Consider the following 24,508-nt stretch of genomic DNA (forward strand, 5'->3'; position numbering starts at 1 on the left):
GTGCTCAGAGTCCCTTGATCGTGAGGGTGACGGTGGAGCCCTCGGGGGCGGTGTCGCCGCCGTCGACGGACTGGCTCGCGACCGTGTCGCCGAGGAACGGGAAGGACTTCTTGATCTCGACCTCGAAGCCCGCCTCCGTCAGGGCCGCGCGGGCGTCGTCGGTGGTCTCCCCGGTGACGTCCGGGACCTCGACCATCCTCGGGCCCTTGGAGACGGTGAGGGTGATCGTGTCGCCCTCGGCGGCGCGGCTGCCCTCGGCGAGGGACTGCGCGGCGACGGAGCCGGACGGCTCGGGGGAGTGGACCCGCTCCGGCGCGACCTTCACGGTCAGGCCGTCCTCCTCCAGGAGGGCGGTGGCGTCGGCGAGGGTCTCGCCGGTGACGTCGGGGACGTCGACCGGGGAGCCCTTGCTGACGAGGAGGGCGACGGCGGAGTCGGGGCTGCGCTCGGTGCCGGCCGCGGGGTCGGTGCTGATCACCGCGCCCTGGGCGACGGTGTCGTTGAACTCGCTGGTCACGACGCCGGGGGCGAGCCCGTCCTCGGTGAGGATGCGCTTCGCCTCGGCGAGGGGCTTGTTCCTGAGGTTCGGGACCTTCACGGTCTCGGGGCCGCGGGAGATCGTCAGGGTCACCGTGCCGTTGCCCCGGACCCGTTCGCCGGGGGCCGGGTCGACGGCCATGACCGTGCCGCGCTCGTACACCTCGCTGAAGGCGCGCTTCGTCGTGCCGACGTCGAGGCCGGCGTCCTTGACGCGCTTCGTCGCGACGGCCTCGGTCTGGCCGAGGACGGCGGGGACGCGGGTGAACTGGCCGGAATTGATGTACCAGACGCCGGTACCGAGGCCGAGGAGGAGCAGCACGGCGAGGACGATCGTGAGGGGGCCGCGGGGCGGTCTCCGGCGGCCGGCTGCGCGAGTGGCCGGGGGCGGCGGCACGGGGGTGGGCATGACGTTCGTGTGCTGGACGGGCTGCCGCTCGTCGCCGCCGTCCGCCTCGGCCGGTACGGCGCGGGCGATGACGGAGGTCCGGTCGTCGGCGGTGTCCCGGGCGCCGGAGCGGGCCTGCGGGGGCTCGGCGTCCAGCTGCTCGTCGCCGAGCGCCGCGCGGGCCTCGCGGAGCAGGGCGAGCAGGGCGACGGCGTCGTGCGGGCGGACCTCGGGATTGCGGGCGGTCGCGGCCGCGACCAGCTCGTCCAGCTCCACGGCGAGGCCGGGGACGGCGGCGGAAGGGGCCGGGACGTCGGTGTGGAGGTGCCGGTAGAGGACCTGGGCGGGGGTGTCGCCGTCGTGCGGCTTGGCGCCGGTCAGCATCTCGTACAGCACGACACCGCAGGCGTACACGTCGGCGCGGGTGTCGGCGGTGCCGTGCTCGATCTGCTCCGGCGCGAGGTACGAGACGGTGCCGAGGACCGAGCCGGTGGTGGCGGTCGCGGAGCCGACGGCGCGCACGAGGCCGAAGTCGGCGACCTTGACGCGGCCGTCGTCCCCTATGAGGACGTTCTCCGGCTTCATGTCGCGGTGCACGAAACCGGCGCGGTGGGCGGCGCCGAGCGCGGCGAGGACGGGCTCCAGGATGTCGAGCGCGGCGCGGGGCGCGAGGGCGCCGCGCTCGCGCAGCACGTCGCGGAGGGTGCAGCCGGCGACGTACTCCATGGCCAGGTAGACGTAGGCGCCCTCGGCGCCCTGGTCGAAGACGCCGACGACGTTCGGGTGCGCGAGCCTCGCGACGGACTTCGCCTCGCGGATGAAGCGCTCGACGAAGGCGGCGTCGGTGGCGAGGGAGGGGTGCATCACCTTGAGCGCGAGGACGCGGTCGAGGCGGGTGTCCACGGCCCGGTAGACCGTGGCCATCCCGCCGACGGCGATGCGCGCGTCGACGCGGTAGCGGCCGTCGAGCAGCCGCCCGACGAGGGGGTCCTGAAGGGTCGTGTCCACGGCGTCGAGTCTACGAGCCGGTCAGGGGCCCCCTGCCCCGTCGCCCCCGTACTGCGTCGAACCTGTGACGAGCGCCTCGCGGGCGACGGGGCCGGGGGTCAGAACGCCGGGCGTTCGGGGTCCAGGCGGGGGAGGCCCGTCGTGGGGGAGGACGCTTCGGCGAAGTGGCGGCGGGGGATGCGTCCCGCCCGCCACGCCAGCCGCCCGGCCTCCACCGCGTGCCGCATCGCCGAGGCCATCAGCACCGGCTCCTGCGCCCGCGTCACCGCCGAGGCCAGCATCACCGCCGCGCACCCCAGCTCCATCGCGAGCGCCGCGTCCGACGCCGTGCCCGCGCCCGCGTCCAGGATCACGGGGACCTGGGCCCGTTCCACGATCAGCTGGAAGTTGTGCGGGTTCCGGATGCCGAGGCCCGAGCCGATCGGGGAGCCGAGGGGCATGATCGCCGCGCAGCCGACGTCCTCCAGCTTCCGGGCGAGGACCGGGTCGTCGTTGGTGTAGGGGAGGACGGTGAAGCCGTCGTCGACCAGGGTCTCGGCGGCGGCGAGGAGCTCCTCCCCGTCGGGGAGCAGCGTCCGCTCGTCGGCGACGACCTCCAGCTTGATCCAGTCCGTGCCGAGGGCCTCCCGCGCGAGCCGGGCCGTGAGGACGGCCTCGCCCGCGGTGTAGCAGCCGGCCGTGTTCGGCAGGACCCGGATGCCGAGCCGGTCGAGGACGGAGAGGACCGAGCCCTGGACCGTCGGGTCCAGGCGCCGCATGGCGACCGTGGTCAGCTCCGTACCGCTCGCGACGAGGGAGCGTTCCAGGACGTCGAGGCTGGGCGCGCCGCCCGTGCCCATGATCAGGCGGGAGGTGAGGTCCGTCCCGGCGAGCCTGAGGATGTCGTCGGACATGGTGCTCAGCCTCCCTGGACCGCGGTGAGGACTTCCACCCGGTCGCCGTCGCCGAGCACCGTCGTCGCCCACTCCCCGCGCGGCACCACCGTCTCGTTGAGCGCCGCCGCGACCCCGGAGCGGGCCGTGGTGAGGGCGGTGACGAGGGCGTCGAGGGTGGTCGGGGCGGCGAGTTCCCTCGGCTCCCCGTTCACGGACACGTGCACGTGCTGGGTCATGCGGGCTGCTCCTGGCGTGCGGGGGCGAATCGGCGGGGGGTGAAGGCGCGCGCCTCCGGCGGGAGGGCGCCCGTCGTGAGCACCTCCGCCATGACGTCGCCGGTGACGGGGGTGAGCAGCACCCCGTTGCGGTAGTGGCCGGTGGCCAGGTGGAGGCCGGGCAGGGCGGTGGGGCCGAGCAGCGGCGCGTTGTCGGGGGACGCGGGGCGCAGCCCGGCGCGGGTCTCGGTGAGCGGGAGCTCGGTGAGGCCGGGGACGAGTTCGTGCGCGTCGCGGAGGAGCTCGTACACCCCGCCCGCCGTCACCGTCGTGTCCCAGCCGAGCTCCTCGCTGGTCGCGCCGACGACGAGCTCGCCGTTCGCGCGCGGCACGAGGTAGACGTGGCTGCCGCGGACGACCGCGCGGACGGTACGGGAGAGGAAGGGGGCGTACGGGGCGGGAATCCGCAGCCGCAGGACCTGGCCCTTCACCGGGCGGACCGGCGGAAGGACCTCCTCCGGCACGCCCGCGAGGCGTCCGCTCAGGCTGCCGGCCGCCAGGACGACCTGGTCGGCCGTCAGCTCCTCGCCACCGGTGAGTACGGCTCCGGTGGCCCGGTCCCGGGCGACCGTCAGGCGCTCGGCCCGGGCGCGGTGGAAGACCACCCCGGCCCGCTCGCAGGCGACGAGGAGCGCGTCGGCGAGCCGGCGCGGGTCCACCTGGTGGTCGCCGTCCACCCGGAGCCCGCCGCGCACGCCGGGCGCGAGCATGGGTTCGAGGCGGCGGCAGTCGCGGCCGCTGAGCCACTCCGAGGTGAGGCCGCAGCGGGTCTGGAGCGCGTGGAGTTCGCGCAGGTGGGCGCGGTCGTCGGCGTCGAGGGCGACGGCGAGGGTGCCGCAGGCGCGGTAGCCGGTGTCGTGACCGGTCGCCTCCTCCAGCTCGGCGACGAACGACGGATAGCGCTCCGCGGAGGCGAGGTTGAGCCCGAGCAGGGTCTCCTCGCCGTAGTGGAGTTCGGTGACGGCGGCGAGCATCCCGGCCGCGACCCGCGCGGCGCCGCCGCCCGGGTCCGGGTCGGCCACGGCGGTGCGCAGGCCGCGCCGCGCGGCCCGCCAGGCCGTGACCAGGCCGATGATGCCGCCCCCGACCACGAGGACATCGGAAGAACGCATGGGCGTCCAGCCCCTCCCTTCGCCGGCATGACCCGGATCAGGTTCGTACGGTCGGAGGCCGGCCAGCCTCCCTCTCAGCCCGGTGCGTCCGGGCTCCCGCGAGTGCTTTACGCCCGCCAGACTAGCCCGCGTCGACGGGGGGTCACAGGCCCCTCCCTTCCTGACGGTCCGTCAGATGCGTAAGGTGGGCGGGTGAGCGAGCAGAAGCAGGCACAGCAGCACGTCGTGATCGTCGGCGCCGGAATGGCGGGCGTGCAGACCGCCGTCGCCCTCCGGGAGCAGGGCTTCACCGGCCCCGTGACCCTCATCGGCGCCGAGCCCCACCAGCCCTACGACCGGCCCCCGCTCTCCAAGGCGGTCCTCCTCGGCAAGGCCGAGGACTCCGCCTTCGACGTCGACTTCGAGGAGCTCGGCGTCGAGCTGCGCCTCGGCCTCGACGTCCTCGGGCTGCGCGCCGCCGACCGCGAGATCGACACCGAGGCCGGACCCGTCCCGTACGACGTCCTCGTCCTCGCCACCGGCGCCCACCCGGTCAACCTGCCCGGCGCCGACGGCGTCCCCGGCGTCCACCTCCTGCGCACCCTCGACGACGCCGCCCGCCTCGCCCCCGTCCTGGAGCGCCGCCACGCCGTCGTGGTCGTCGGCGCGGGCTGGATCGGCGCCGAGTTCGTCACCGCCGCGCGCGAGGCCGGCTGCGAGGTCACCGTCGTCGAGGCCGCCGACCGCCCCCTCGCCGGAGCCCTCCCCGCCGAGGTCACCGGGCCCATGGCCGGCTGGTACGCGGAGAACGGCGCCGAACTCCTCACCCACGCGCGCGTGGAGGCGATCCGCCCCGGCACGCCCGGCCGGGTCGTCCTCGCCGACGGCCGCGAGCTGCCCGCCGACGCCGTCGTCGTCGGCATCGGCGCCCGCCCCGCCACCGGCTGGCTCGCCGGCTCCGGCATCGCCCTCGACCCGAGCGGCGCCGTCACCGCCGACGACCGGCTGCGCACCAGCCTGCCCGGGGTGTACGCGGTCGGCGACTGCGCCTCCTACCCCTCCGCCCGCTACGGCGAGCGGCTCCTCGTCCACCACTGGGACAACGCCCTCCAGGGCCCGCGCACGGTGGCGGCCGACATCACGGGCGCCGACCCGGCCCCGTACGACCCGGTGCCGTACTTCTGGTCCGAGCAGTTCGGCCGCTTCGTCCAGTACGCCGGTCACCACGCCCACGCCGACGAGCTCCTGTGGCGCGGCGACCCGGCGGGCGAGAGCTGGTCCGTCCTGTGGCTGCGCGCCGGGGTCCCGGTCGCGCTGCTCGCCGTCGGACGGCCCCGCGACCTCGCCCAGGGCCGCAAGCTCATCGAGGCGGGCACCCCGGTCGACCGCGAGCGCGCCGCCGATCCGGCCGTCCCGCTGAAGTCGGCCGCCGCGTAGACGGGCGACCGGAGGGCCCGACTACCGACTGTCAGTCCGGGATGGCAGGCTTGTCCTGTGACCGAGATTGACGTAAAGATCGATGCGCTCGTCCCCGCCTGGCTCTACGTGCCCGACATCGCGGAGGCGCTCGACATCGACGTGCTGCGCGTACGACAGCTGATCAAGGACGGCCAGCTCATCGCCGTGCGCCGCGGCGAGAACAGGTCCCTGCAGATCCCCGCCGCCTTCATCCAGGGCGACAAGATCGTCAAGGGCCTCGTCGGCCTCCTGACCGTCCTCCGGGACGACGGCTTCACCGACGAGGAGATGCTGGAGTGGCTCTTCACTCCGGACGAGAGCCTGCCGGGCACGCCCGCCCAGGCGCTCAACGAGAACCGCGGCACGGAGGTGAAGCGCCGCGCCCAGGCGCTCGCCATCTGACGCCTGCACCGCACCAGGACACCACGCGCGGGTGACGCGGCGGCCGGCCCACCGAGGACCGGCTGCCGCGCCACCGGCGCCACCGACGGGGGAGACCCCGCCACCGACGGGGGGAACCCACCCATGCCCACGCCTCGTGAGCGGCTCGCCGACGCCCGGCTCTACCTCTGCACCGACGCCCGGAAGCGCCAGGGCGACCTGCCCGCCTTCCTCGACGCCGTGCTCTCCTCCGGCGTGGACATCGTGCAGCTCCGCGACAAGGGCATGGAGGCCGGCGAGGAGCTGGAGCACCTCGCCGTCTTCGCCGAGGCCGCCCGCCGGCACGGCAAGCTCCTCGCGGTGAACGACCGGGCCGACGTCGCCCACGCCATCGGCTCCGACGTCCTCCACCTCGGCCAGGGCGACCTGCCCGTCCCCGCCGCCCGCGCCATCCTCGGCGACGAGGTGCTGACCGGCCGTTCCTGCCACTCCGAGGCCGAGGCGGCGGCCGCCGCCGTCGAGCCCGGCGTGGACTACTTCTGCACCGGCCCCTGCTGGCCCACCCCCACCAAGCCCGGCCGGTACGCGCCCGGACTCGACCTCGTGCGGTACGCGGCGGGGCTCGGCCAGGACCGCCCCTGGTTCGCCATCGGCGGCATCGACGAGACCAACCTCGACGAGGTGCTGGACGCGGGCGCCCGCCGGATCGTCGTCGTCCGGGCCATCACCGAGGCCGAGGACCCGGCCGCCGCGACGGCCGCCCTCGCGAAGCGCGTACGGGAGCGCGCCGGGAGCTGACCCCAGGGGGCAGCCGCCCCGAGGGGAGCGGACATGGGGCGACAGGCGCGCGAAATCCGCGCCACGGGGGCCCGACCTTCGGCCGAACAATGTCCGAAAACGTGTCCACGACTCGGACGCGGTCTACGCAGCCCGGCGCCCCCCGTCTAACCTGCCGGTATGGCCCTAGGTACCGCTTCCGTCCGATCCGACCGTGCGCGCACGGTCCGCGACATCCTCGCCGCCGGTGAAACGTCGTACTCCTTCGAGTTCTACGCGCCCCGGACCGAGAAGGGCGAGCAGGTCCTCTGGAACGCCATGCGCCGCGTCGAGGCGGTCGGCCCGAGCTTCGTCTCCGTGACGTACGGTGCCGGCGGCACCACCCGCGGTGGCACGGTCAAGGCCACCCAGAAGATCGCCTCCGACACCACGCTCACCCCCGTCGCCCACCTCACGGCCGTGGACCACTCGGTCGCCGAGCTGCGCAACGTCCTCGGCCAGTACGCCGACGCCGGCATCCGCAACATGCTCGCGCTGCGCGGCGACCCGGCCGGCGACCCGCTGGGGGAGTGGGTCGAGCACCCCGAGGGCGTGCGGTACGCCGCCGACCTCGTCCGGCTCATCAAGGAGTCCGGCGACTTCTGCGTCGGCGTCGCCGCCTTCCCCGAGATGCACCCGCGCTCCGCCGACTGGGACACGGACATCCGGCACTTCGTGGACAAGTGCCGCGCCGGTGCCGACTACGCGATCACCCAGATGTTCTTCGACCCGGAGAAGTACCTGCGGCTGCGCGACAGCGTCACCAAGGCCGGCTGCGAGACCCCGATCATCCCCGAGGTCATGCCCGTCGTGAACGTGAAGACCCTCGACCGGCTGCCCCAGCTCAGCAACGCCGCCTTCCCCGCGGATGTGAAAGACCGCATCCTCGCGGTCAAGGACGATCCGGCCGCTGTACGCTCCATCGGTATCGAGTTCGCGACGGAGTTCTGCGCGCGTCTGCTCTCCGAGGGTGTCCCCGGACTGCACTTCATCACGCTGAACAGCTCCACCGCGACGCTCGAGATCTACGAGAATCTCGGACTGCACCAGCAGTCGTGACCGGTCGTACCCGCCCCTGACCCGCGGCGGTGACCGTGGAGAGGGGCGGCGGGGCATGGGGTGGACGGTCCTCTACATCGCGTTCGGCGTGGTCGCGTTGTGGCTGCTGGGAGAGGTGCTCCTCCAGTACAAGGCGCGGCTCCGCTGGCGGCTGCTCGCCTTCACCGGCTTCCTCGGCGTGGTCCTGGGCGTGCTGCTGCCCTCGGTCGCGGTCATCGTCGCGGGCGCGGTCGGCTTCGCCGTCGGCCAGACCTACGTGACGCTCTCCTTCCGCCGCGGCTTCTCCACCGGCTGGGCGATCGGCGGGAACCCGGGCGAGAGCCGCCGCCGTCGCAGGGACGTTCCGGCGGAGGCCGGGCCGACCCTGGAGGTCACCGGGCTCTCGTACGGCTCCGACGGCTCCGAGGACTCCGCGGAGACGCCCGCCGGGACGACGGCGGTGTACGAGCCCCAGCCGATGCCCGACGAGACCGGCCAGTACGGGATCTACGACATCGACCGGAACCAGGCGCGGGGACAGGAGCAGGAGCAGGCTCCGTACGAGGAGCAGCCCCAGTACCAGGACCAGGGTCACTACCAGGGCCAGGGCCAGGACCAGGGCGATTACGCAGGCCAGGGCTACGACGGCTACGCGCCCGCGTACGAGCAGCAGCAGGGCCACGAGTACCCGCAGCAGTACGCGTACCAGCAGTCCGACTACCAGCAGGCGGAGTACCCGCAGTCCGGGTACCCGCAGCCCGAGTACCAGCAGGCGGGGTACGACCAGCAGCAGTACGCGGCCTACTCCGACCCGTACATCGGCGGTCCGAACACGGACGGCCGGCAGCAGTACGCCGCCCCGTACTACGGCGACGCCTACGCGCCCTCGTACACCTACGACACCCCGCCGGGCGGTGTCTGGGTCCCGCAGCAGCGCGACACCGAGCCCGCCCCGCAGCAGCAGCCGCACCCGGACGACCAGCAGCAGTACCGGTACTGACTCACTGGGAGCCGCGGAAGTCCGTTCCCTCGACGATCAGACCCGCGACCAGCGCGCCCGACATGCCCGCGTGGGCGAGCCCGCCGCCCGGGTGCGACCAGCCGCCCGCGAAGTACAGGCCGGGCAGCGGGGAGACGTTCGCGGCGGGCAGCAGCCGCCCGCCGTCCCCGCCGAGCGCGGGACCCGGCACCTCGGCGATCCCCGTGTCACGCCGTACGTCCTCCGGGGTGCGGACGTGCCGCCACAGCAGCCGGTCCGCGAGGCCGGGGACCGCGAGACCGGCCGCCTCGACCATCCGGTCGGCGAACGCCTCCCAGTCGTTCCCCTCGGAAGCCGCGCGGACCGTCGCCGTGACGGTCACCGCCTCGTGCTCCGCGTCGGGCCGCAGCGCCGGGTCGTCCGGCCGAAGGACCGTCACCGTCGGCCGCCCGCCCGCCGCGTGGACAACCGTGCGGTGCGCGGCCGTCGCCTCCCGGGCACCGCGCAGGGCCAGACAGACCGTCACGCGGCTCGTCACCGCCTCCTGGTGGTGAGGCCAGTCGTCCTGCCGCTCCCAGCCGACGACCTGGTCGCGGTAGAGCACCGGGACCGGCGCGCCCGCGACCACGTGGTCCGCCTCGACCCTTTCGCCCCCGGCGAGCACGATCCCGGCGGCCCGGCCGTCCTTCTCCAGGACCTCCTCCACGGCCGCCTCGAAGACGAACTCCACCCGCCGCTTGCGGCACCGCTCGTACACCGCGTCGGCAAGGGCCCGCAGGCCCCCGCCCACGTACCAGCTGCCGAAGGTCTGCTCCATGTACGGCAGGACCGCGGCGGCGGCCGGCGCGGTCGCCGGGTCGAAGCCGTACGACCCGGCGTACGCGTCGAGGAGGGCGACGAGCCGGGGGTCCTTCAGCTCCCGCGCCCCGACCTGGGCGAGCGTCGTCGTCGGGCGGCGCAGCAGACCGGCCTTGAGCGCGGGGTACGGCTCACGGGCCAGCGGCGCCGGGTCGGCGGGCTGCGGCTCTTCGAGCAGCGGGCGCCGGGTACGGTCCCAGGCCTCGCGCGCCCGGGTCAGGAAGTCGCCCCACCGCTCGCCCGCGCCGGCGCCGAGCGCCGCGTCCAGGGCGCCGACCGTGCCGGCCCGGGAGGCGTTCGGCAGGTCGACGCGGGTGCCGTCGGCGAAGACGTGACGGCTCGCCGGATCGACCTGGGTGAGCGTCACGCTCTGCTCCAGGGACTCCTTGCCGGTCTTCACGAACAGGTCCCGGTAGACCGCCGGGAGATGCAGCAGGCCGGGGCCGGTGTCGAAGGCGAAGCCCTCGCGCTCGTACCGCCCGACGGCACCGCCGTACGTCGTCGTCCGCTCGTACACCGTCACCCGGTGGCCCGCCACGGCCAGTCGGGCCGCCGCCGACATGGCGCCGAGTCCCGCGCCGATCACCACAATCCGTGCCATGCGACGACCCTATCCGGGGCCGTCCGGCGGCCGTGACTCCAGGGCGGCGAGACGCCTCTCCTCCCGGCGCTGCGCCCTGCGGCGCAGGAAGCGCCGGATCCGCCGGGCGAGGAAGACCAGTATCACCAGGCCGAGTGCGAGCAGGACGCCCGCGATGATCGCCGCGGGCACCGGGTGGAAGATCGCGAAGGTGACGATCCCGGCGACGCCGAGGTCCTCGGCCAGGCTGATCCCCACGTTGGTGAACGGTTCCGGCGAGGTGTTCACCGCCATCCGCGTCCCGGCCTTCACGAAGTGGCTGAGCAGCGCCGTCGTCCCGCCGACCGCGCCCGCCGCCAGCTCGGGGATCGAGCCGTTCTGCCCGGCGAGCAGGGCCGCGACGACGGCTCCCGCGATCGGCCGGATCACCGTGTGCACGGAGTCCCAGGCCGAGTCGACGTACGGGATCTTGTCCGCCACCGCCTCGCACAGGAAGAGGACGCCCGCGACGACGAGGACGTCCGTGCGCTGCAGCGACTCGGGCACCTCGTCGGTGAGTCCGGTCAGGCCGAAGACGCCGAACAGCAGGACCACCGCGTACGCGTTGATCCCGCTCGCCCAGCCGCTGGTGAACACCAGGGGGAGTACCGACATCCCGAAAGCGTAACCAGTCTGAGTATCCGTACCTAGATGCCGACTGAGTACGTGTACGGATTCGTCCCGGCCCCGTGGAGGGAAGAGTGGAGTCCACGGAAGGGGCGCGGCTCCGGCACCGCCGGCACGGGGCTGCGGAACGGGGTCGCGCGTCTGCCGGCAAGGGGGAGAAGCGAAGAAGCCGGTGCGGCGGGCTCGGGGGGATCGAGCCACACCGCACCGGCTTCCTCGTGTCGCTACCGGCCTCCGACCGTGTCGCCGGCGGCCGCCGACCGGGTCGCTACCGGCCGCCGACGCGGCCGTGCAGCAGCCGCGAGAGCGCCGCGTGCACGTCGTCGAGCGAACGGCCGCTCTGGAACGCCTGCCAGTCGAGCGCCGCCACGAGCACCATCCCGACCAGCGCTGCCGCCGTCAGCTGCACGTCGATGTCCTCGCTCAGCTCGCCCTCCGCGACACCGGCCCGCAGGACGCCCTCGACCACCGCGACCGCCTCCTGGCGGACCACCAGGAGGGTGGAGTTCCAGGCCCGGTTGGTGCGCCAGAGCTCGGCCACGTACAGCTGGGTGAAGGCCGGGTAGCGGTCGATGAAGACGAGACCGGCCCGGATCATCGCGTCGATCGCGTCGATCCGGCTCCCGCCCCGCTCGGCGGTCTCCTCGGCCGCCGCGCGGAGCGAGGCGGTGAGCAGGGAGACCCCGTGGCGCAGCAGCTCCTCGAAGAGCTCGGTCTTGCTCTTGAAGTTGTAGTAGACCGTGCCCTTGGCCACCCCCGCCCGTTCGGCGATCTCGTCGACCGTCGTCGCGGAGAAACCCTGCTCCGCGATGAGGGTGACGGCCGCCTCGTAGAGCTTCGCGCGGGTGGCCTGGCGTCGGGTGCTGCTGCTGTCCATGGGGGTGATTCTCACAGGGCTCGCGGGTTCAGAGGGACAGTTCGGGGTGCAGCCGGTCGAGTGTCCACACCTGCTTCCGGCGGGCGGACAGCGCGGTCAGGGCCAGGGCGCCCAGGGTGAACGCGGTCAGGACGGCGCAGGCCTGCCAGACGGGTCCGAGGTCGCCGCCCGAGATGAGCCGGCGCAGGGCCTCGACCACGTACGTCATCGGCAGGAAGGGGTGGACGGCGTTGAAGAAGCCCGGGCTGGTCTGGACGGGATAGGTGCCGCCCGCCGAGGTCAGCTGGACCATGAGGACCGCGAGGACGAGGATCCGGCCGGCCGCGCCGAAGCGGGCGTTGAGCCACTGGATGATCGCCGCGAAGCAGCAGGTGGTCAGGGCGAGGAAGCCGACCGTGCCGGCGGCCCTGGCCATCTGGAGGCCGAGGCCCCAGTGCAGGACCGACATGAGCGCGCCGACCTGGAGGACGCCGATCGCCACCACGGGCAGCCAGCCGGCGAGCGCGATCCGCCAGGCGGAACCGCCGGCCGCGAGGGCCCGCCGGTTCATCGGCTGGATGATCATGTAGGCGACCATGGCGCCGACCCAGAGGGAGAGCGGGATGAAGTACGGGGCGAAACCGGTGCCGTAGTTCGGGGCCTTGTGCAGGGACTGGGCGGCGAGCTTGACCGGGTCGGCCATGACCTCGGTCCGCAGGTCGCGCTCCTTCTCGTCGTAGTCCGGGATCTGCTTGACGCCGTCGTGCAGGCCCACGGCCAGCTCGCCGGAGCCGCCGGCCAGCTTGAACAGGCCGCCGTCGAGCTCGCCCGCGCCCTTCTTCAGCTTGCCGACGCCCGCGTCCAGGTCGACGGAGCCGGTCTTGGCGGAGGTGATGCCGGTGTGCAGCGTGTCCGCGCCCTTGGCGACCTTCTGCGCGCCCGCGTTGAGGTCGTTGATCTTCTTGATGGCGCCCTCGACGTCCTCGTCGAGGTGCGGGGCGCGCACGGCCAGCTCGTCGGCCTGCTTCTTGAGCTTCGCGAGCTTCGCGTCCAGGGCCTTGAGGTCGCCGGTGTTGTCCTTGGTCAGCGTGTGGACGTCGTCCGCGAGGGTGGCGACGTCGCTCGCGCTCTGCGAGGCCTTCGCGAGCTTCCCGCAGATCCGCTCGATCCGTTCGGCGGTCTCCGTGGCGGTCTCCGGGGCGGTCTCCGGCCCCGGCCCCGGCTCCCGCTTCGCGGCCGTGCACTCCTCGCGGTGGAGCGCGGCCAGCTCCTTGTCGGCCGCGTGGGCGCCCGCACGGACGAGGGGGGCGCGCTTGACGAGGTCGTCCAGGTTGTTGCGGACGGCCACGACGGCGTCCGAGGTGAGCTTCGCCGTGTCGCGGATCGAGGTGCCGTTGTTCGCCAGGTACGGGCGGACCTTGTCGGCCGTGCCGTTGACCTTGTCGGCGAGGGCCTGCGTGCCCTGGGCGACCTTGAGGGAACCGGCCTCCAGGTCCTTGGCGCCCTTGTCGAGCTTCTTGAGCCCGGCGGCGAGGTCGCCGCTGCCCGTCTTGGCGTCGGTGAGGCCGTCGGCGAGGCTCTTGGAGCCCGTCTTCGCCTTGTCCACGCCGTTCTTGAGGTCGGTCGCGCCCTTGGCGGCCTTCGCGGTGGCGTCGTGGATGCCGGAGAAGGAGATGAAGATCTTGTCGAGGAAGGTGCGGGAGGACTTGGTGGAGGCGGCGGTGCGCACCTCGGAGAAGACCGTCCGCGAGATCTGGCCGACGATGTAGTTGTTGGCGTCGTTGGTCCGCACCCGCAGCGCACCGGTCTCGGGGGAGTCGCCGGAGCTGGAGGCGATCCGGGAGCTGAAGTCGGCGGGCATGGTCAGGGACAGGTAGTACGTCCCGTCCTCGACGCCCTTGCGCGCCTCCTCGTCGCTCACCTGGTGCCACGCGAAGGTGTTGCTCTCCAGGAGCCCCTTGGCGATGTCGTCGCCGGCGTTGACGGTCTTGCCGTCGGTGGTGGCGCCCCGGTCCTCGTTGACGAGGGCGACGGGGATCTTGTCCAGGCGGCCGTACGGGTCCCAGAACGAGTACAGGTAGAGGGCGCCGTAGAGCAGGGGGAGGAGCAGGACGGCGACGAGCGCGGCACGCGGCAGCTTTCCGCGGCCGAAGCGCTTCAGCTCAAGCGCGGCGAGTTTCGGCGAGCGCATCGGCTGCCCCCTCCTCGGTGTCGGTATCGGTGTCGGTGTCGGTGTCGGGCTTGGTCTCGGTGCCAGGGGTGATGCCGTCGAGCGCCTCGTCGACATCGGCGTCGGCGTCGGCGTCGACCGTCGTGAGGCGCAGGGCGCCCGCGGGGGCCTCGGCGCAGACGGCGAGGACGGTCGTCCCGGACTCGGCCACCGCGCGCAGCAGTGCCCAGGCCTCGGCCCGGTCGGCGTCCGAGAGCTTCAGGTCCGTGTCGTCGAGGGCGATGAGCCGGGGGCGGCCGATCAGGGCCAGGGCGACGGTGAGCCGCAGGGCTTCGAGCCGCTCCAGGTCCCGTACGGAGGTCCGCTCGCCCTTCGGCAGGGCGTCGAGGTCGAGCCCGGAGGCGGCCACGGCCTCGTCGATACGGGCCCGGGCCGCGGCGGCGCGCTCGGAGGGGCGGCGCAGCAGCGCCCGCACGGAACCGTCGAAGCGGCGCTGGAGCATGACCCGCTCGCGCAGGTGCTCGGCGACGGTGAAGGCGGGGTCGAGCTCGCTGACGCCGGGGACCTGGCCGAGCGCGCTGATCCGGCGGGCGGCGGCGAGCTTGCGGGGCAGCGGGACGCCGCCGACCTCGGCGTGGCCCTCGGTGGCCTTCATGCGGCCGGTGAGGGCGAGCAGCAGGCAGGTGCGGCCGGAGCCGGAGGGGCCCTCGATCGCCACGAGCGTGCCCGGCTCGGCCCGGAAGGAGACCTCCCGGAAGGCCCAGCCGCGCGGTCCCTTCAGGCCGAAGTGCTCCGCGACCACGGCGGCGCCGTGCGGTTGCCCGTCGGCCCGTTCCTCGGGCTGCGCTTCCACGGGCCCACCCCCCACTTCCCCGTTTTTGAACTGACTGGTCAGTCCAAAAGTTACCCGGAGGTAGTGAATCAAGCAAAACCCCAGGTCAGAGCCGATTGTCAGTGGGGCCCGGCACGATAAGGGCATACGGCCACAGAGCCGTCACACGAAGACAGGAGGCTCCGCCATGGCCGGTCCGTCCGTAGCCGCCGCGCCCGTCCTCGACCTGCTCGACAAGGCCAGGGCGGGGCTCGCCGAGGCCGCTCTGCTCGACCGGCCCCACGAGCGGTACGCCACCGCGCACCTCGCCGCACTGCGCGCCGCGGCTGCCGTCCTCGCCGCGCGCGCCGTGCCCGACACCGCTCCCCGCCACCGCCGGCGGATAAGCAGCGCCTGGGAGCTGCTCCCCCGGCTCGCGCCCGAGCTGACCGAGTGGAGCGCCCTCTTCGCCTCCGGCGCCGCGCGCCGGGCCCGTGCCGAGGCCGGCATCGCGAGCGCGGTGACCCGGCGCGAGGCCGACGACCTGCTCAGGGAGGCCGGGCGCTTCCTCGACCTGGTCGAGGGGCTGCTCGCCGTCCAGCCGCCGCTGCCCCGCCAGCCGACGGGGGGTGAGGCCGATGGATGATCCGAAACGCGGGCCCGAGGCCATAGGGTGGGGAGCGTTCGTACCCGTCACCGAGGAGTCAACAGCCGTGCCGGACCCTTCCCCTGTCTTCGGTCGAGAGACGTCGTCGCGCCCGTCGCGCGCCTCCCTGCGTACCGCCGTCGTCTGGGACGTCCTGAAGGACGCCCTCGACCGCCGGGTCGAGGCCACCGGGAAAGACTGCCTCGACGTCCTCGACACGGGTGGCGGCTCCGGAAACTTCGCGGTGCCGGTGGCCCGCCTCGGCCACCGGGTCACCGTCGTCGACCCCAGCCCCAACGCGCTCTTCGCGCTGGAGCGCCGCGCCGCCGAGGCCGGTGTCGCCGACCGGGTCACCGGTGTCCAGGGGGACATCAGCGGCCTCTTCGACGTGGTCGGACGCGAGTCGTACGACTCCGTGCTCTGCCACGGCGTCCTGGAGTACGTCGACGACCCGGCCGAGGGCGTGCGGAACGCGGTGGCGGCGCTCCGCCCCGGCGGCAGCCTGAGTCTGCTCGCCGCCGGACTCGGCGGCGCCGTGCTCGCGCGGGCGCTCGCCGGTCACTTCACCGAGGCCAGGACCGCGCTGACCGACCCGGCCGGACGCTGGGGCGACGGCGACCCCGTGCCCCGTCGGTTCACCGCCGAGCAGCTCGTCGAGCTCAGCACCGAGGCCGGCCTCGAAGTCGGTGCCGTGCACGGCGTCCGCGTCTTCGCCGACCTGGTCCCCGGGGTCCTCGTGGACACCGAGCCGGGCGCCGCGGAGGCCCTCATGAGGCTGGAGGCGGCGGCCGCCGAGCTGCCCTCCTTCCATGCCATCGCCACCCAGCTGCACGTTCTCGGCGAGAAGCACGTCTGACGGCCGGCGACACCCGATCGGCGGAGTGCGCACAGCCCGCCCGATCCGGGGCTACTCCCCGTATGATCGAGGGACACCATCCGGCATGACGGAGACGGACCCGGGGAATCAACGCCTCAGGAACCGATCCGCATGGCGGCCCGGATTGGCTTTTCGGCATTGAGGGCGGGTTTCACGGGGGCGATTCCCTGCCTATCCTGAAAGGGCCGCAAACCGGTCGCCCCCGCGACCGACGACTAGGAGGACTCCGTGCCGCTCTCGGAGCACGAGCAGCGAATGCTCGAGCAGATGGAGCGAGCGCTGTACGCCGAAGATCCCAAGTTCGCGACAGCGCTCGAGGGAAGCGGGCTGCGCACGTACACCCGTCGACGGGTGTACCAGGCAGTCGCAGGCTTCCTGGTGGGTATCGCGCTCCTCATGGCCGGAATGGTCGCTCAGCAGATCTGGATCAGCGTGGTGGGGTTCCTCGTCATGCTGGGCTGCGCGGTCCTGGCGGTCACCGGCTGGCGCAAGGCGCCCAAGCCGGGCGAGCAGCAGGCCAGGGGCGGGCAGGCCGCAGGCGGCCGACAGGCCCGGCAGCGACGCTCCACCATGAACCGCATCGAAGAGCGGTGGCAGCGCCGCCGCGACGAACAGCAGGGCGGCGGCCACTGACGGGCCGCTGAGCGGCAGCCCCGCACCCTCGTACACAGGAGCCCCGCCAGGCCCGAGTTCCCACTCGGCGCCCGGCGGGGCTCCTTCGTTCTCCCCGTATCAGGCCATCAGGGCCTCACGGCGCCGAGCGGGGCGTCCGGCGGAGGCCGTTCGGCAGCAGGGCCGCGCGCCGCCGTGACCAGGAGGCCGTCACCGACGCCCACCACGCCGAGGCCGCCCAGCGCAGCCGGACCGCCGAGCGCGGCGCGAGGAGCGCGCGCAGGCGCCCCTTGCGGCCGGCACCCGCGAGGAAACCGGCCCGTACCCGCTCCGCCTCCTCGGCGAGACCCGCCACCGGCTCGGGCCGCGGCGCGTACAGCACCTGCTCCACCGCACCGGCCACCCGGTGCACGGCTTCGGCCGGTTCTCCCCGCAGCTCACCCAGTCGGACCAATCGCTCCGCGATCTTCCTCGGGGTGAGGGAATCGTCCGGCTCGACGCCGTGGTCCCAGGCCGTGTCGGTGATCTCGCGCCAGACCGCGAGGGTCCGCGCCGCCAGCTCCTCCGGGCCGCGACCGTCGCCGGGCCCGAGCCGCCGGGCCCGTACCCGCCGCCGCCAGACCATCGGCAGGAGCGGTACGCCGAGCAGCACGAGCGCCCCGGCGGAGATCAGCGCCACCTGGAGGACGTCCGGTCCGCCGCCGTCCGAGAGGTCACCCGCGAGCGCCGCGTCCGGGCCGCAGTCGCCCAGCCGCTTCATCTGCGGCGTGCAGCTCTCCGAGGCCGACGGGGCGACGGTCGGCCGCGCCGAGGCGCTCTGCTCCGGCTGCGCCGGACCCGTGGCCGTGCCCGTGGGCGTCGTCGCCCGGGTGTAGGACGGGGTGGAGCCCCGCGAGGGCGTCGGCTCGAACCGGGTCCAGCCGGCCCCCTCGAAGTACAGCTCGGGCCAGGCGTGCGCGTCCCGGATGCCCACCGAGACCGAGCCGTCGGTCTGTGTGGTGCCCGGCATGAAGCCGACCGCCACGCGCGCGGGGATGCCGAGCGAGCGGGCCATCGCCGCCATCGAGAAGGAGAAGTGGACGCAGAAGCCGCGCTTGTCCTTGAGGAAGCGGGAGATCGCCTGCGTCCCGGTGCCGGAGTCGACGTCCACGTCGTACTGGAAGCCCCCGTCCTCGGAGAACCAGTTCTGGAGCTTCACCGCCCGCTCGTAGTCGTTGGCCGCGCCCTTGGTGACCTGCACGGCCGTCGTCCGCACGTCGGCGGGGAGGGAGACGGGGACCTTCGTGTACTCGTTCCGCAGCTTCTCCGGCGCGGGCTGGGCCGCGGCCAGCTGCTCGGCCGTGGGCCGCACGTCCAGGCTGGTGACCTGGTAGCGGGCGCCCTTGGTCGTCTGCTTGTCGTCGCCGACGAGCATCCGGCCGGCCGGTTCGAACCGCCAGTTCCCCGAGACGGCGACCCGGCCCGCCGGGAACGGCATCGGCAGCCACTTCTGCTCGTACGCGTCCGACGCGACGAGGTTGGTGGTCACCTCCGTGATGTCGACCGACTGCGCGAGGCCCTGGGGCCACGGCAGCTGCGGGGGGACGTCCTCGATCGGGCGGACCGAGGACTTCCACGAGGTGCCGTCGAACTGGTCCAGGGCGACGAGCCGCAGGTAGAGGCCGCTGTTGTCCTTGGCGTTGGTCCGGTAGCGCAGGACCTCCCGGTCCTCCTGCTGGCGCAGGTTGTCCTGGAGCGAGACCAGCGGGTTCACGGCCGAGATCGTGCCGCCCTTGCCGGTGCCCGGGCCGCCCTCGCCGTTCCCGCCGCCGAACAGGCCGCCGGAGAAGCCCGGCAGCGCGAGCGGCACCACCAGCGCGACGCCCATGGCGACCGCGCCGATCCGGCGGCCCGTACGGACCGGGGCGGAGGCGGAACCGCCGGTCGCCACCGAGGAGCCCCGCTTCCCGGAGCGCTGGGCGGCGCCGAAGACCCGCCCCCACTGCGAGAGCCGGTCGCGGCTCTCGGCGAGGAGCAGCAGCAGAAAGCCGGTGGCGGCGAGGAGGAACCAGAGCCATCCCGCGCCGCCCCCGGAGAGCCCCGCGGCCACCGAGTACAGCGCGAGCAGCGGCAGCCCGGCCGGGGCCGCCCTGCGGAAGGTGACCGCCAGGGTGTCCACCAGGAGCCCTATCGCCACCACGCCGGTGACGAGCAGGAGCTGGATGCCTTCGGTGTCCGGCGCGGGAACCGCGTACGTCCCGACGTCCTCGACGCCCGCCCGGAACAGCTCGACGATCCACGCGAAGGCCGACGGCCCCGGGATCACCCAGAGGATCGCCTGCCCGCGGGCGAAGAACAGGGTCAGCGCGAGCACGACCGTGACCAGCTGCGCGAGCAGCGTCAGCGGCCGGGCGAGCGGAACCCGCCGGGTCAGCGTGCCGACGCCGCTCACCATGGCGAGGACGAAGGCCGCCGTGAAGATCCAGGTCGCCGGCTTCACCAGCGGGAGCAGCGCCCCGGCCGCCATCAGGGTGGCGCCCCAGGCGGCGAGCGTCAGCCGCGCGCGGCCGCTCATGACCAACCTCCGTACGTGTCGGCGGCGGATTCCGCGCGGACCCCCGCCGCCTGCTGCCACAGGTCCGCGAGCCGCGCCCCGGCGGGCACGGCGAGCACCGTCCAGCCCGCCTCGCGCAGCTGCCGTACGCGGTCCTCGACCGCCCCGGCGACCGCGCCGCCCGTCAGCCACGTGCCCGAGTCCAGGACGAAGGCGACGGCGGCGCCGGTCCGGCCGCGCATCCGGGCCGCGAGCGCCGCCTGTTCTTCGTCGAGATCGCCGAGGAAGGCCACGAGCAGGCCCTCGTCACCGCCGCGCAGCACGTCGGAGGCGCGGGAGAGCCCGGCCCCCTCGGAGTGGTCGACGATCGCGAGGGTGTCCATCAGCAGGCCGGCCGTGTCGGCCGAGTCCTGGGTCGAACCGGCGAAACCGTCGGAACCCTCACCGGGGACCGCGCTGCCGGAGTCGGTGAGCAGCCGGACCGCGTATCCCCGCCCGAGCATGTGCACCAGGGCCGAGGCCGCGCCGGAGACCGCCCACTCGAAGGCGGAGTCGGGGCCGCTGCCCTGGTAGGCGATCCGGCGGGTGTCGAGGAGGACCGTGCAGCGGGCCCGCTGCGGCTGCTCCTCGCGGCGGACCATCAGCTCGCCGTACCGGGCGGTGGAGCGCCAGTGCACCCGGCGCAGGTCGTCGCCGTGCCGGTAGGCGCGCGGGATGACGTCGTCGTCGCCGGCGAGCGCCAGGGAGCGCTGGTGCCCCTCGCCGTACCCGGAGGACTCGCCGGTGAGCTTCACCGGGGGCAGCGCCTCGGTCCTCGGCACGACGGTGAGGGTGTCGTACGCGCTGAACGAGCGGGTCAGCTCGCACAGCCCGAACGGGTCGTTCAGCCGCAGCTGGAGCGGGCCGAGCGGGAACCGTCCGCGCAGGTCGGAGCGGACCCGGTAGGACACCTCGCGGCGGCCGCCCGCCTCGACCCGGTCGAGGACGAACCGGGGGCGGGGCCCCAGCATGTACGGCACGTGGTCCTGGAGCATCAGCAGCCCGGTCGGCAGCTTGGAGACGTTCTCCATCCGCAGCTGGACCCGGGCCTCGGCGCCCGCCTCCACCCGCTGCGGGGTGAGCCGGCGGGCGGCCGCGACCCGGTAGCGGGTGCGGTGCAGGACGAGGACGCAGATCAGCGGCAGGGCGGCGAGGAGCAGCCCGACGCGCAGCAGGTCGGCCTGGCCGAGGACGTACGCGCAGACGGCGGCGGCCACCCCGGCGGCGAGGAAGGACCGGCCGCGGGTGGTGAGACCGCCGAAGGCGGCCCGCAGACCGCCCCGGTCGTCTTCGCCCCGCTGCCCGTCCGCCACCGAGGCGGCTGCGGAGGCGGCACCCATCACAGCCGCCGGGCGCCGGGCTGCTGCTGGCCGAGGTGCGGTCCGGCGGGCGGGGCCGCGGCCGGGACGGGGGTGCGCTGGAGGATGTCCTGGACGACCTGCTCGGCCGTGCGCCGGTTCAGCTGGGCCTGCGCCGTCGGCAGCAGCCGGTGGGCGAGGACGGGCGCGGCGAGGGCCTGGAGGTCGTCCGGCAGGACGTAGTCGCGGCCGCTCAGCGCGGCGGAGGCCTTCGCGGCCCGCAGCAGGTGGAGCGTGGCACGGGGGGAGGCGCCGAGCCGGAGGTCGGTGTGGGTGCGGGTGGCGGCGACGATGTCGACCGCGTACCGCCGTACGGCGTCGGCCACGTGGACCGCCCGCACCGCCTCGATCAGCTTCAGGATGTCGTGCGCGTGCGCGACCGGCTGGAGGTCGTCGAGCGGGGAGGCCGAGCCGTGCACGTCGAGCATCCGGAGCTCGGCCTCGGCGCTCGGGTAGCCCATCGACACCCGGGCCATGAAGCGGTCGCGCTGGGCCTCGGGCAGCGGGTAGGTGCCCTCCATCTCGACCGGGTTCTGCGTGGCGACCACCATGAAGGGGCTGGGCAGTTCGTACGTCTGGCCGTCGACCGTGACCTGCCGCTCCTCCATGGACTCCAGGAGCGCCGACTGGGTCTTCGGCGAGGCGCGGTTGATCTCGTCGCCGATGACGATCTGGGCGAAGATCGCGCCCGGCTTGAACTCGAACTCCCGCTGCTGCTGGTCGAAGATCGACACACCCGTGACGTCCGAGGGCAGCAGGTCGGGGGTGAACTGGATGCGGCGCACCGAGCAGTCGATGGACCGCGCCAGGGTCTTGGCGAGCATGGTCTTGCCCACGCCGGGGACATCCTCGATGAGGAGATGCCCCTCGGCGAGCAGAACGGTCAGCGAAAGCCGTACGACCTCGGGCTTCCCCTCGATCACACCCTCCATCGACCTGCGGACACGCTCCGCGGTCGTGGTCAGATCAGCGAGGTTCGCTCGATCGTCATAGGTCGTCACCCGGCCCTCCTCGGCCTTCCGGAACACCGACACCTGCCCCCGTCCGGGTGGACGGGGGGTGTCACCCGAGCATTCTTGATGCCGTGACCGGGTCGTGTCACTCGCCTGAGGACAAGTGCGAGGGAAATGCCTGGGTTTGGACCGTTGTGCCGGGACGTCCCGACGGTTACGCCGGGTCGATCTCGCGCAGCAGGCCCGTCGTCACGTCGAAGACGAAGCCCCGGACGTCGTCCGCGTGCAGCAGGAACGGAGAGGTCCGCACCCGCGCCATCGACTGGCGGACGTCCTGGTCGACGTCACGGAAGGCCTCGACCGCCCAGGTCGGACGCTGGCCGACCTCGTTCTCCAGGTCGTGACGGAAGTCCTCGGTGAGCGACTCGAGACCGCAGCCGGTGTGGTGGACCAGCATCACGCTGCGCGTGCCGAGGGCGCGCTGGCTGATCGTGAGGGAGCGGATCACGTCGTCGGTGACCACGCCGCCGGCGTTGCGGATCGTGTGGCAGTCGCCCAGTTCGAGGCCGAGGGCCGCGTGCAGGTCGAGACGGGCGTCCATGCAGGCGACGACGGCGACGCGCAGCACGGGGCGGGCGTCCATGCCCGGGTCGGTGAAGTCCGAGGCGTACTGCTCGTTCGCCGTGACGAGGCGGTCCGTGACCGAACCGGTGGCGGGTATGGCGTCGGCGGTGGGGTGCGCGGAGGTCGACATGCTTGTGACGGTAACGGTCACAAGGCCCCCGGGCCTGCTGTGAGAGGGGACAAAGAACCGCGATTGACCTTGTTGTGAGGTAACCCACAAGGCCCCGCCGTCAACCGCCGAACGGGTGAGCCGCCCGGAATGTCCCACCGGTCCGCCGGGTCCGCGCGACGCGCCAGCCGGTTGATTGACCGGCGCGTCCCGTGGACTAAAGTGACGCGAAGTTCACGGAGACATTGAGGATATCGAGCGATTTCCGCGGTTTCTCCCCCGTGTGTGCGGTGGCATTTACGGCTCGGCCTTCTCCCGCTCGCCGGTCGGACCCGGCGGTACGTGCCTCCGCGCCGGATCTGAGAGGGCGCATTGAGCAACGACCGCCACGTCCCGGTGATGCTCCAGCGGTGCCTGGACATGCTGGCCCCCGCACTGGAGCGCCCCGGCGCGGTCGTCGTCGACTGCACCCTGGGCCTCGGAGGCCACAGCGAGGCCCTGCTCACGAGGTTCCCCGAGGTGCGGCTCGTCGCCCTCGACCGGGACAAGGAGGCCCTGCGCCTCTCCGGCGAGCGCCTCGCCCCCTTCGGGGAGCGCGCCACCCTCGTCCACGCCGTGTACGACGAGCTGCCCGAGGTCCTCGACCGGCTCGGCATCCCGAAGGTGGACGGCGTCCTCTTCGACCTCGGCGTCTCCTCCATGCAGCTGGACGAGGCCGACCGCGGCTTCGCCTACGCCCAGGACGCCCCGCTCGACATGCGCATGGACCAGTCGACCGGCATCAGCGCGGCCGAGGTCCTCAACACCTACCCGGCCGGCGAGCTCGTCCGCATCCTGCGTGCGTACGGCGAGGAGAAGCAGGCCAAGCGGATCGTCTCCGCCGTCGTGCGCGAGCGCGAGAAGGAGCCCTTCACCAACAGCGCCCGGCTCGTCGAGCTCATCCGCGACTCCCTGCCGCAGGCGGCCAAGCGCACCGGCGGCAACCCGGCCAAGCGAACCTTCCAGGCCCTGCGCATCGAGGTCAACCGCGAACTCGAAGCCGTCGAGAACGCCATCCCGGCGGCCGTGAAGGCCCTCGCCGTCGGCGGCCGGATCGCCGTCCTCTCGTACCAGTCGCTCGAGGACCGCATCGTCAAGCAGGTCTTCGCGGCCGGCGCCGCGACCACCGCCCCGCCCGGCCTCCCGGTCGTCCCCGAGAAGTACCAGCCCCGCCTGAAGCTGCTCACGCGCGGCGCCGAGCTGCCGACCGAGGAGGAGGTCGCCGAGAACCGGCGCGCCGCCCCCGCGCGTCTCAGAGGTGTCGAGCGCATCCGGGAGGACGTGCTGTGAGTACGGCGAAGGGGCCCCTCAAAGGGAGGGCGGCGCGGCTCGGACGGCTCATGCCCTCGGGACCGAACACGGCCGCCCGTACCCCCTTCGTCCTGCTCGTCTTCGTCCTCCTCGGCGGCGGGCTCATCACCCTCCTCCTGCTGAACTCGGCCCTCAACCAGGGCTCGTTCAAGCTGCGCGAGCTCAAGGACAGGACCACCGAGCTCACCGACGAGGAGCAGGCGCTCCAGCGCGACGTCGACGTCTACGTCGCCCCCGACGCCCTGGAGCGCCGGGCCCGCGAGCTCGGCATGGTCCCCGGCGGCAGCCCCGCCTTCCTCGGGCCCGACGGCAAGGTGCTCGGCGAGCGCTCGGTCGCGGCCTCCCCGAAGCCGACGCCGACCCCGAAGCCGACGCCCAAGCCGACCCCGCCGCCCACCCCGAAGCCCACGGCGACGGGCACGCCTTCCGCGTCGGGCGGCGCCACCCCGCCGTCGGCCACCCAGCCCAACCCCGGGCAGACACCGGCCACGACGGCCGGCACCGCGCCCACCGGCGGAGGGCCCAGGAAGCCGGGTCCCACCGGCACCGGCCCCACAGAGACGGCGCCGCCACGGCAATCCGACGCAACCGCTCCGACGACCTCCGGTAGGTGACCCGCA

General features: G+C 73.6%; 23 protein-coding genes and 1 riboswitch. Of the genes, 10 read left to right on the forward strand and 13 right to left on the reverse strand.

Annotated features, from left to right (window positions below):
• Positions 1-4: 4 nt before the first annotated feature.
• From pknB to thiO, 4 genes are all read right to left on the reverse strand, one after another.
• Complete coding sequence (pknB, locus tag ACFC0Z_RS22510) at positions 5-1,933, reverse strand: Stk1 family PASTA domain-containing Ser/Thr kinase (RefSeq protein WP_376440728.1); 1,929 nt, start codon at positions 1,931-1,933, stop codon at positions 5-7.
• A 98-nt stretch (positions 1,934-2,031) separates the two neighbouring features.
• Positions 2,032-2,826, reverse strand: coding sequence for a thiazole synthase (locus ACFC0Z_RS22515; protein ID WP_376440731.1), 795 nt, complete (start codon positions 2,824-2,826; stop codon positions 2,032-2,034).
• A 5-nt stretch (positions 2,827-2,831) separates the two neighbouring features.
• On the reverse strand, positions 2,832-3,044 hold the full coding sequence (gene thiS / locus ACFC0Z_RS22520; protein WP_376440733.1) for a sulfur carrier protein ThiS: 213 nt from the start codon (positions 3,042-3,044) through the stop codon (positions 2,832-2,834).
• A complete protein-coding gene (thiO, locus tag ACFC0Z_RS22525) occupies positions 3,041-4,195 on the reverse strand; it encodes a glycine oxidase ThiO (protein WP_376440736.1) in 1,155 nt (384 codons plus the stop codon). The genes thiS and thiO overlap by 4 nt, the downstream gene beginning before the upstream one ends.
• A riboswitch (TPP riboswitch) is annotated at positions 4,193-4,305 on the reverse strand. It overlaps the preceding gene by 3 nt.
• Positions 4,306-4,387: 82 nt before the next feature.
• On the opposite strand from thiO, the gene ACFC0Z_RS22530 reads away from it, so the two are divergent.
• From ACFC0Z_RS22530 to ACFC0Z_RS22550, 5 genes are all read left to right on the forward strand, one after another.
• Positions 4,388-5,611: an NAD(P)/FAD-dependent oxidoreductase gene (locus ACFC0Z_RS22530; protein ID WP_376440739.1), complete on the forward strand. Its 1,224-nt coding sequence runs from the start codon at positions 4,388-4,390 to the stop codon at positions 5,609-5,611.
• Between the two features lie 57 nt (positions 5,612-5,668).
• Positions 5,669-6,034: an Rv2175c family DNA-binding protein gene (locus ACFC0Z_RS22535; RefSeq protein WP_376440742.1), complete on the forward strand. Its 366-nt coding sequence runs from the start codon at positions 5,669-5,671 to the stop codon at positions 6,032-6,034.
• 123 nt (positions 6,035-6,157) lie between these two features.
• The gene (thiE, locus tag ACFC0Z_RS22540; protein ID WP_376440744.1) at positions 6,158-6,811 is read left to right on the forward strand and encodes a thiamine phosphate synthase; all 654 of its coding nucleotides are present in this window, start codon (positions 6,158-6,160) and stop codon (positions 6,809-6,811) included.
• Between the two features lie 159 nt (positions 6,812-6,970).
• Positions 6,971-7,888, forward strand: a complete 918-nt coding sequence (gene metF, locus ACFC0Z_RS22545) for a methylenetetrahydrofolate reductase [NAD(P)H] (RefSeq protein WP_376440747.1) — start codon at positions 6,971-6,973, stop codon at positions 7,886-7,888.
• A gap of 55 nt (positions 7,889-7,943) precedes the next feature.
• Complete coding sequence (locus tag ACFC0Z_RS22550) at positions 7,944-8,867, forward strand: hypothetical protein (protein ID WP_376440750.1); 924 nt, start codon at positions 7,944-7,946, stop codon at positions 8,865-8,867.
• 1 nt (position 8,868) lies between these two features.
• Here the strand turns inward: ACFC0Z_RS22550 and ACFC0Z_RS22555 are convergent, their stop codons facing one another.
• The 5 genes from ACFC0Z_RS22555 to ACFC0Z_RS22575 form a co-directional block, all read right to left on the reverse strand.
• Positions 8,869-10,305 (reverse strand): phytoene desaturase family protein, encoded by a 1,437-nt coding sequence (locus ACFC0Z_RS22555; RefSeq protein ID WP_376440753.1) that lies wholly within the window; start codon positions 10,303-10,305, stop codon positions 8,869-8,871.
• Between the two features lie 9 nt (positions 10,306-10,314).
• A complete protein-coding gene (locus tag ACFC0Z_RS22560) occupies positions 10,315-10,938 on the reverse strand; it encodes a DUF4126 domain-containing protein (RefSeq protein ID WP_376440755.1) in 624 nt (207 codons plus the stop codon).
• Positions 10,939-11,218: 280 nt separating this feature from the next.
• On the reverse strand, positions 11,219-11,827 hold the full coding sequence (locus tag ACFC0Z_RS22565; RefSeq protein ID WP_376440757.1) for a TetR/AcrR family transcriptional regulator: 609 nt from the start codon (positions 11,825-11,827) through the stop codon (positions 11,219-11,221).
• Between the two features lie 28 nt (positions 11,828-11,855).
• A complete protein-coding gene (locus ACFC0Z_RS22570; protein WP_376440760.1) occupies positions 11,856-13,997 on the reverse strand; it encodes a YhgE/Pip family protein in 2,142 nt (713 codons plus the stop codon).
• Entirely contained in the window at positions 13,969-14,829 is an 861-nt protein-coding gene (locus ACFC0Z_RS22575) for an ATP-binding cassette domain-containing protein (protein ID WP_376440762.1), read from the reverse strand. Before ACFC0Z_RS22575 ends, ACFC0Z_RS22570 begins: the two co-directional genes overlap by 29 nt.
• 166 nt (positions 14,830-14,995) lie before the next feature.
• Between ACFC0Z_RS22575 and ACFC0Z_RS22580 the strand changes: the two genes are divergently transcribed.
• The 3 genes from ACFC0Z_RS22580 (at position 14,996) to ACFC0Z_RS22590 (ending at position 16,943) form a co-directional block, all read left to right on the forward strand.
• Positions 14,996-15,433 carry an SAV_6107 family HEPN domain-containing protein gene (locus ACFC0Z_RS22580; RefSeq protein ID WP_376440765.1) on the forward strand — a complete coding sequence of 146 codons (438 nt, stop codon included), beginning with the start codon at positions 14,996-14,998 and terminating at the stop codon, positions 15,431-15,433.
• Positions 15,434-15,500: 67 nt separating this feature from the next.
• Complete coding sequence (locus ACFC0Z_RS22585) at positions 15,501-16,289, forward strand: methyltransferase (RefSeq protein ID WP_376440767.1); 789 nt, start codon at positions 15,501-15,503, stop codon at positions 16,287-16,289.
• A 249-nt stretch (positions 16,290-16,538) separates the two neighbouring features.
• Positions 16,539-16,943, forward strand: a complete 405-nt coding sequence (locus ACFC0Z_RS22590; protein WP_376440770.1) for a DUF3040 domain-containing protein — start codon at positions 16,539-16,541, stop codon at positions 16,941-16,943.
• A 115-nt stretch (positions 16,944-17,058) separates the two neighbouring features.
• Here the strand turns inward: ACFC0Z_RS22590 and ACFC0Z_RS22595 are convergent, their stop codons facing one another.
• From ACFC0Z_RS22595 to ACFC0Z_RS22610, 4 genes are all read right to left on the reverse strand, one after another.
• Positions 17,059-19,476 carry a DUF3488 and DUF4129 domain-containing transglutaminase family protein gene (locus ACFC0Z_RS22595; RefSeq protein WP_376440772.1) on the reverse strand — a complete coding sequence of 806 codons (2,418 nt, stop codon included), beginning with the start codon at positions 19,474-19,476 and terminating at the stop codon, positions 17,059-17,061.
• Positions 19,473-20,834, reverse strand: coding sequence for a DUF58 domain-containing protein (locus ACFC0Z_RS22600; RefSeq protein WP_376440775.1), 1,362 nt, complete (start codon positions 20,832-20,834; stop codon positions 19,473-19,475). The genes ACFC0Z_RS22595 and ACFC0Z_RS22600 overlap by 4 nt, the downstream gene beginning before the upstream one ends.
• Complete coding sequence (locus tag ACFC0Z_RS22605; protein ID WP_376440778.1) at positions 20,834-21,853, reverse strand: AAA family ATPase; 1,020 nt, start codon at positions 21,851-21,853, stop codon at positions 20,834-20,836. The genes ACFC0Z_RS22600 and ACFC0Z_RS22605 overlap by 1 nt, the downstream gene beginning before the upstream one ends.
• 166 nt (positions 21,854-22,019) lie before the next feature.
• Positions 22,020-22,559 (reverse strand): beta-class carbonic anhydrase, encoded by a 540-nt coding sequence (locus ACFC0Z_RS22610; RefSeq protein WP_376440781.1) that lies wholly within the window; start codon positions 22,557-22,559, stop codon positions 22,020-22,022.
• Positions 22,560-22,910: 351 nt separating this feature from the next.
• Between ACFC0Z_RS22610 and rsmH the strand changes: the two genes are divergently transcribed.
• Positions 22,911-23,867: a 16S rRNA (cytosine(1402)-N(4))-methyltransferase RsmH gene (gene rsmH / locus ACFC0Z_RS22615; RefSeq protein WP_376440784.1), complete on the forward strand. Its 957-nt coding sequence runs from the start codon at positions 22,911-22,913 to the stop codon at positions 23,865-23,867.
• Entirely contained in the window at positions 23,864-24,502 is a 639-nt protein-coding gene (locus ACFC0Z_RS22620; protein WP_376440787.1) for a hypothetical protein, read from the forward strand. Before rsmH ends, ACFC0Z_RS22620 begins: the two co-directional genes overlap by 4 nt.
• Positions 24,503-24,508: the final 6 nt, after the last annotated feature.

The sequence above is a fragment of the Streptomyces sp. NPDC056144 genome, assembly GCF_042264145.1.
GTDB lineage: Bacteria > Actinomycetota > Actinomycetes > Streptomycetales > Streptomycetaceae > Streptomyces.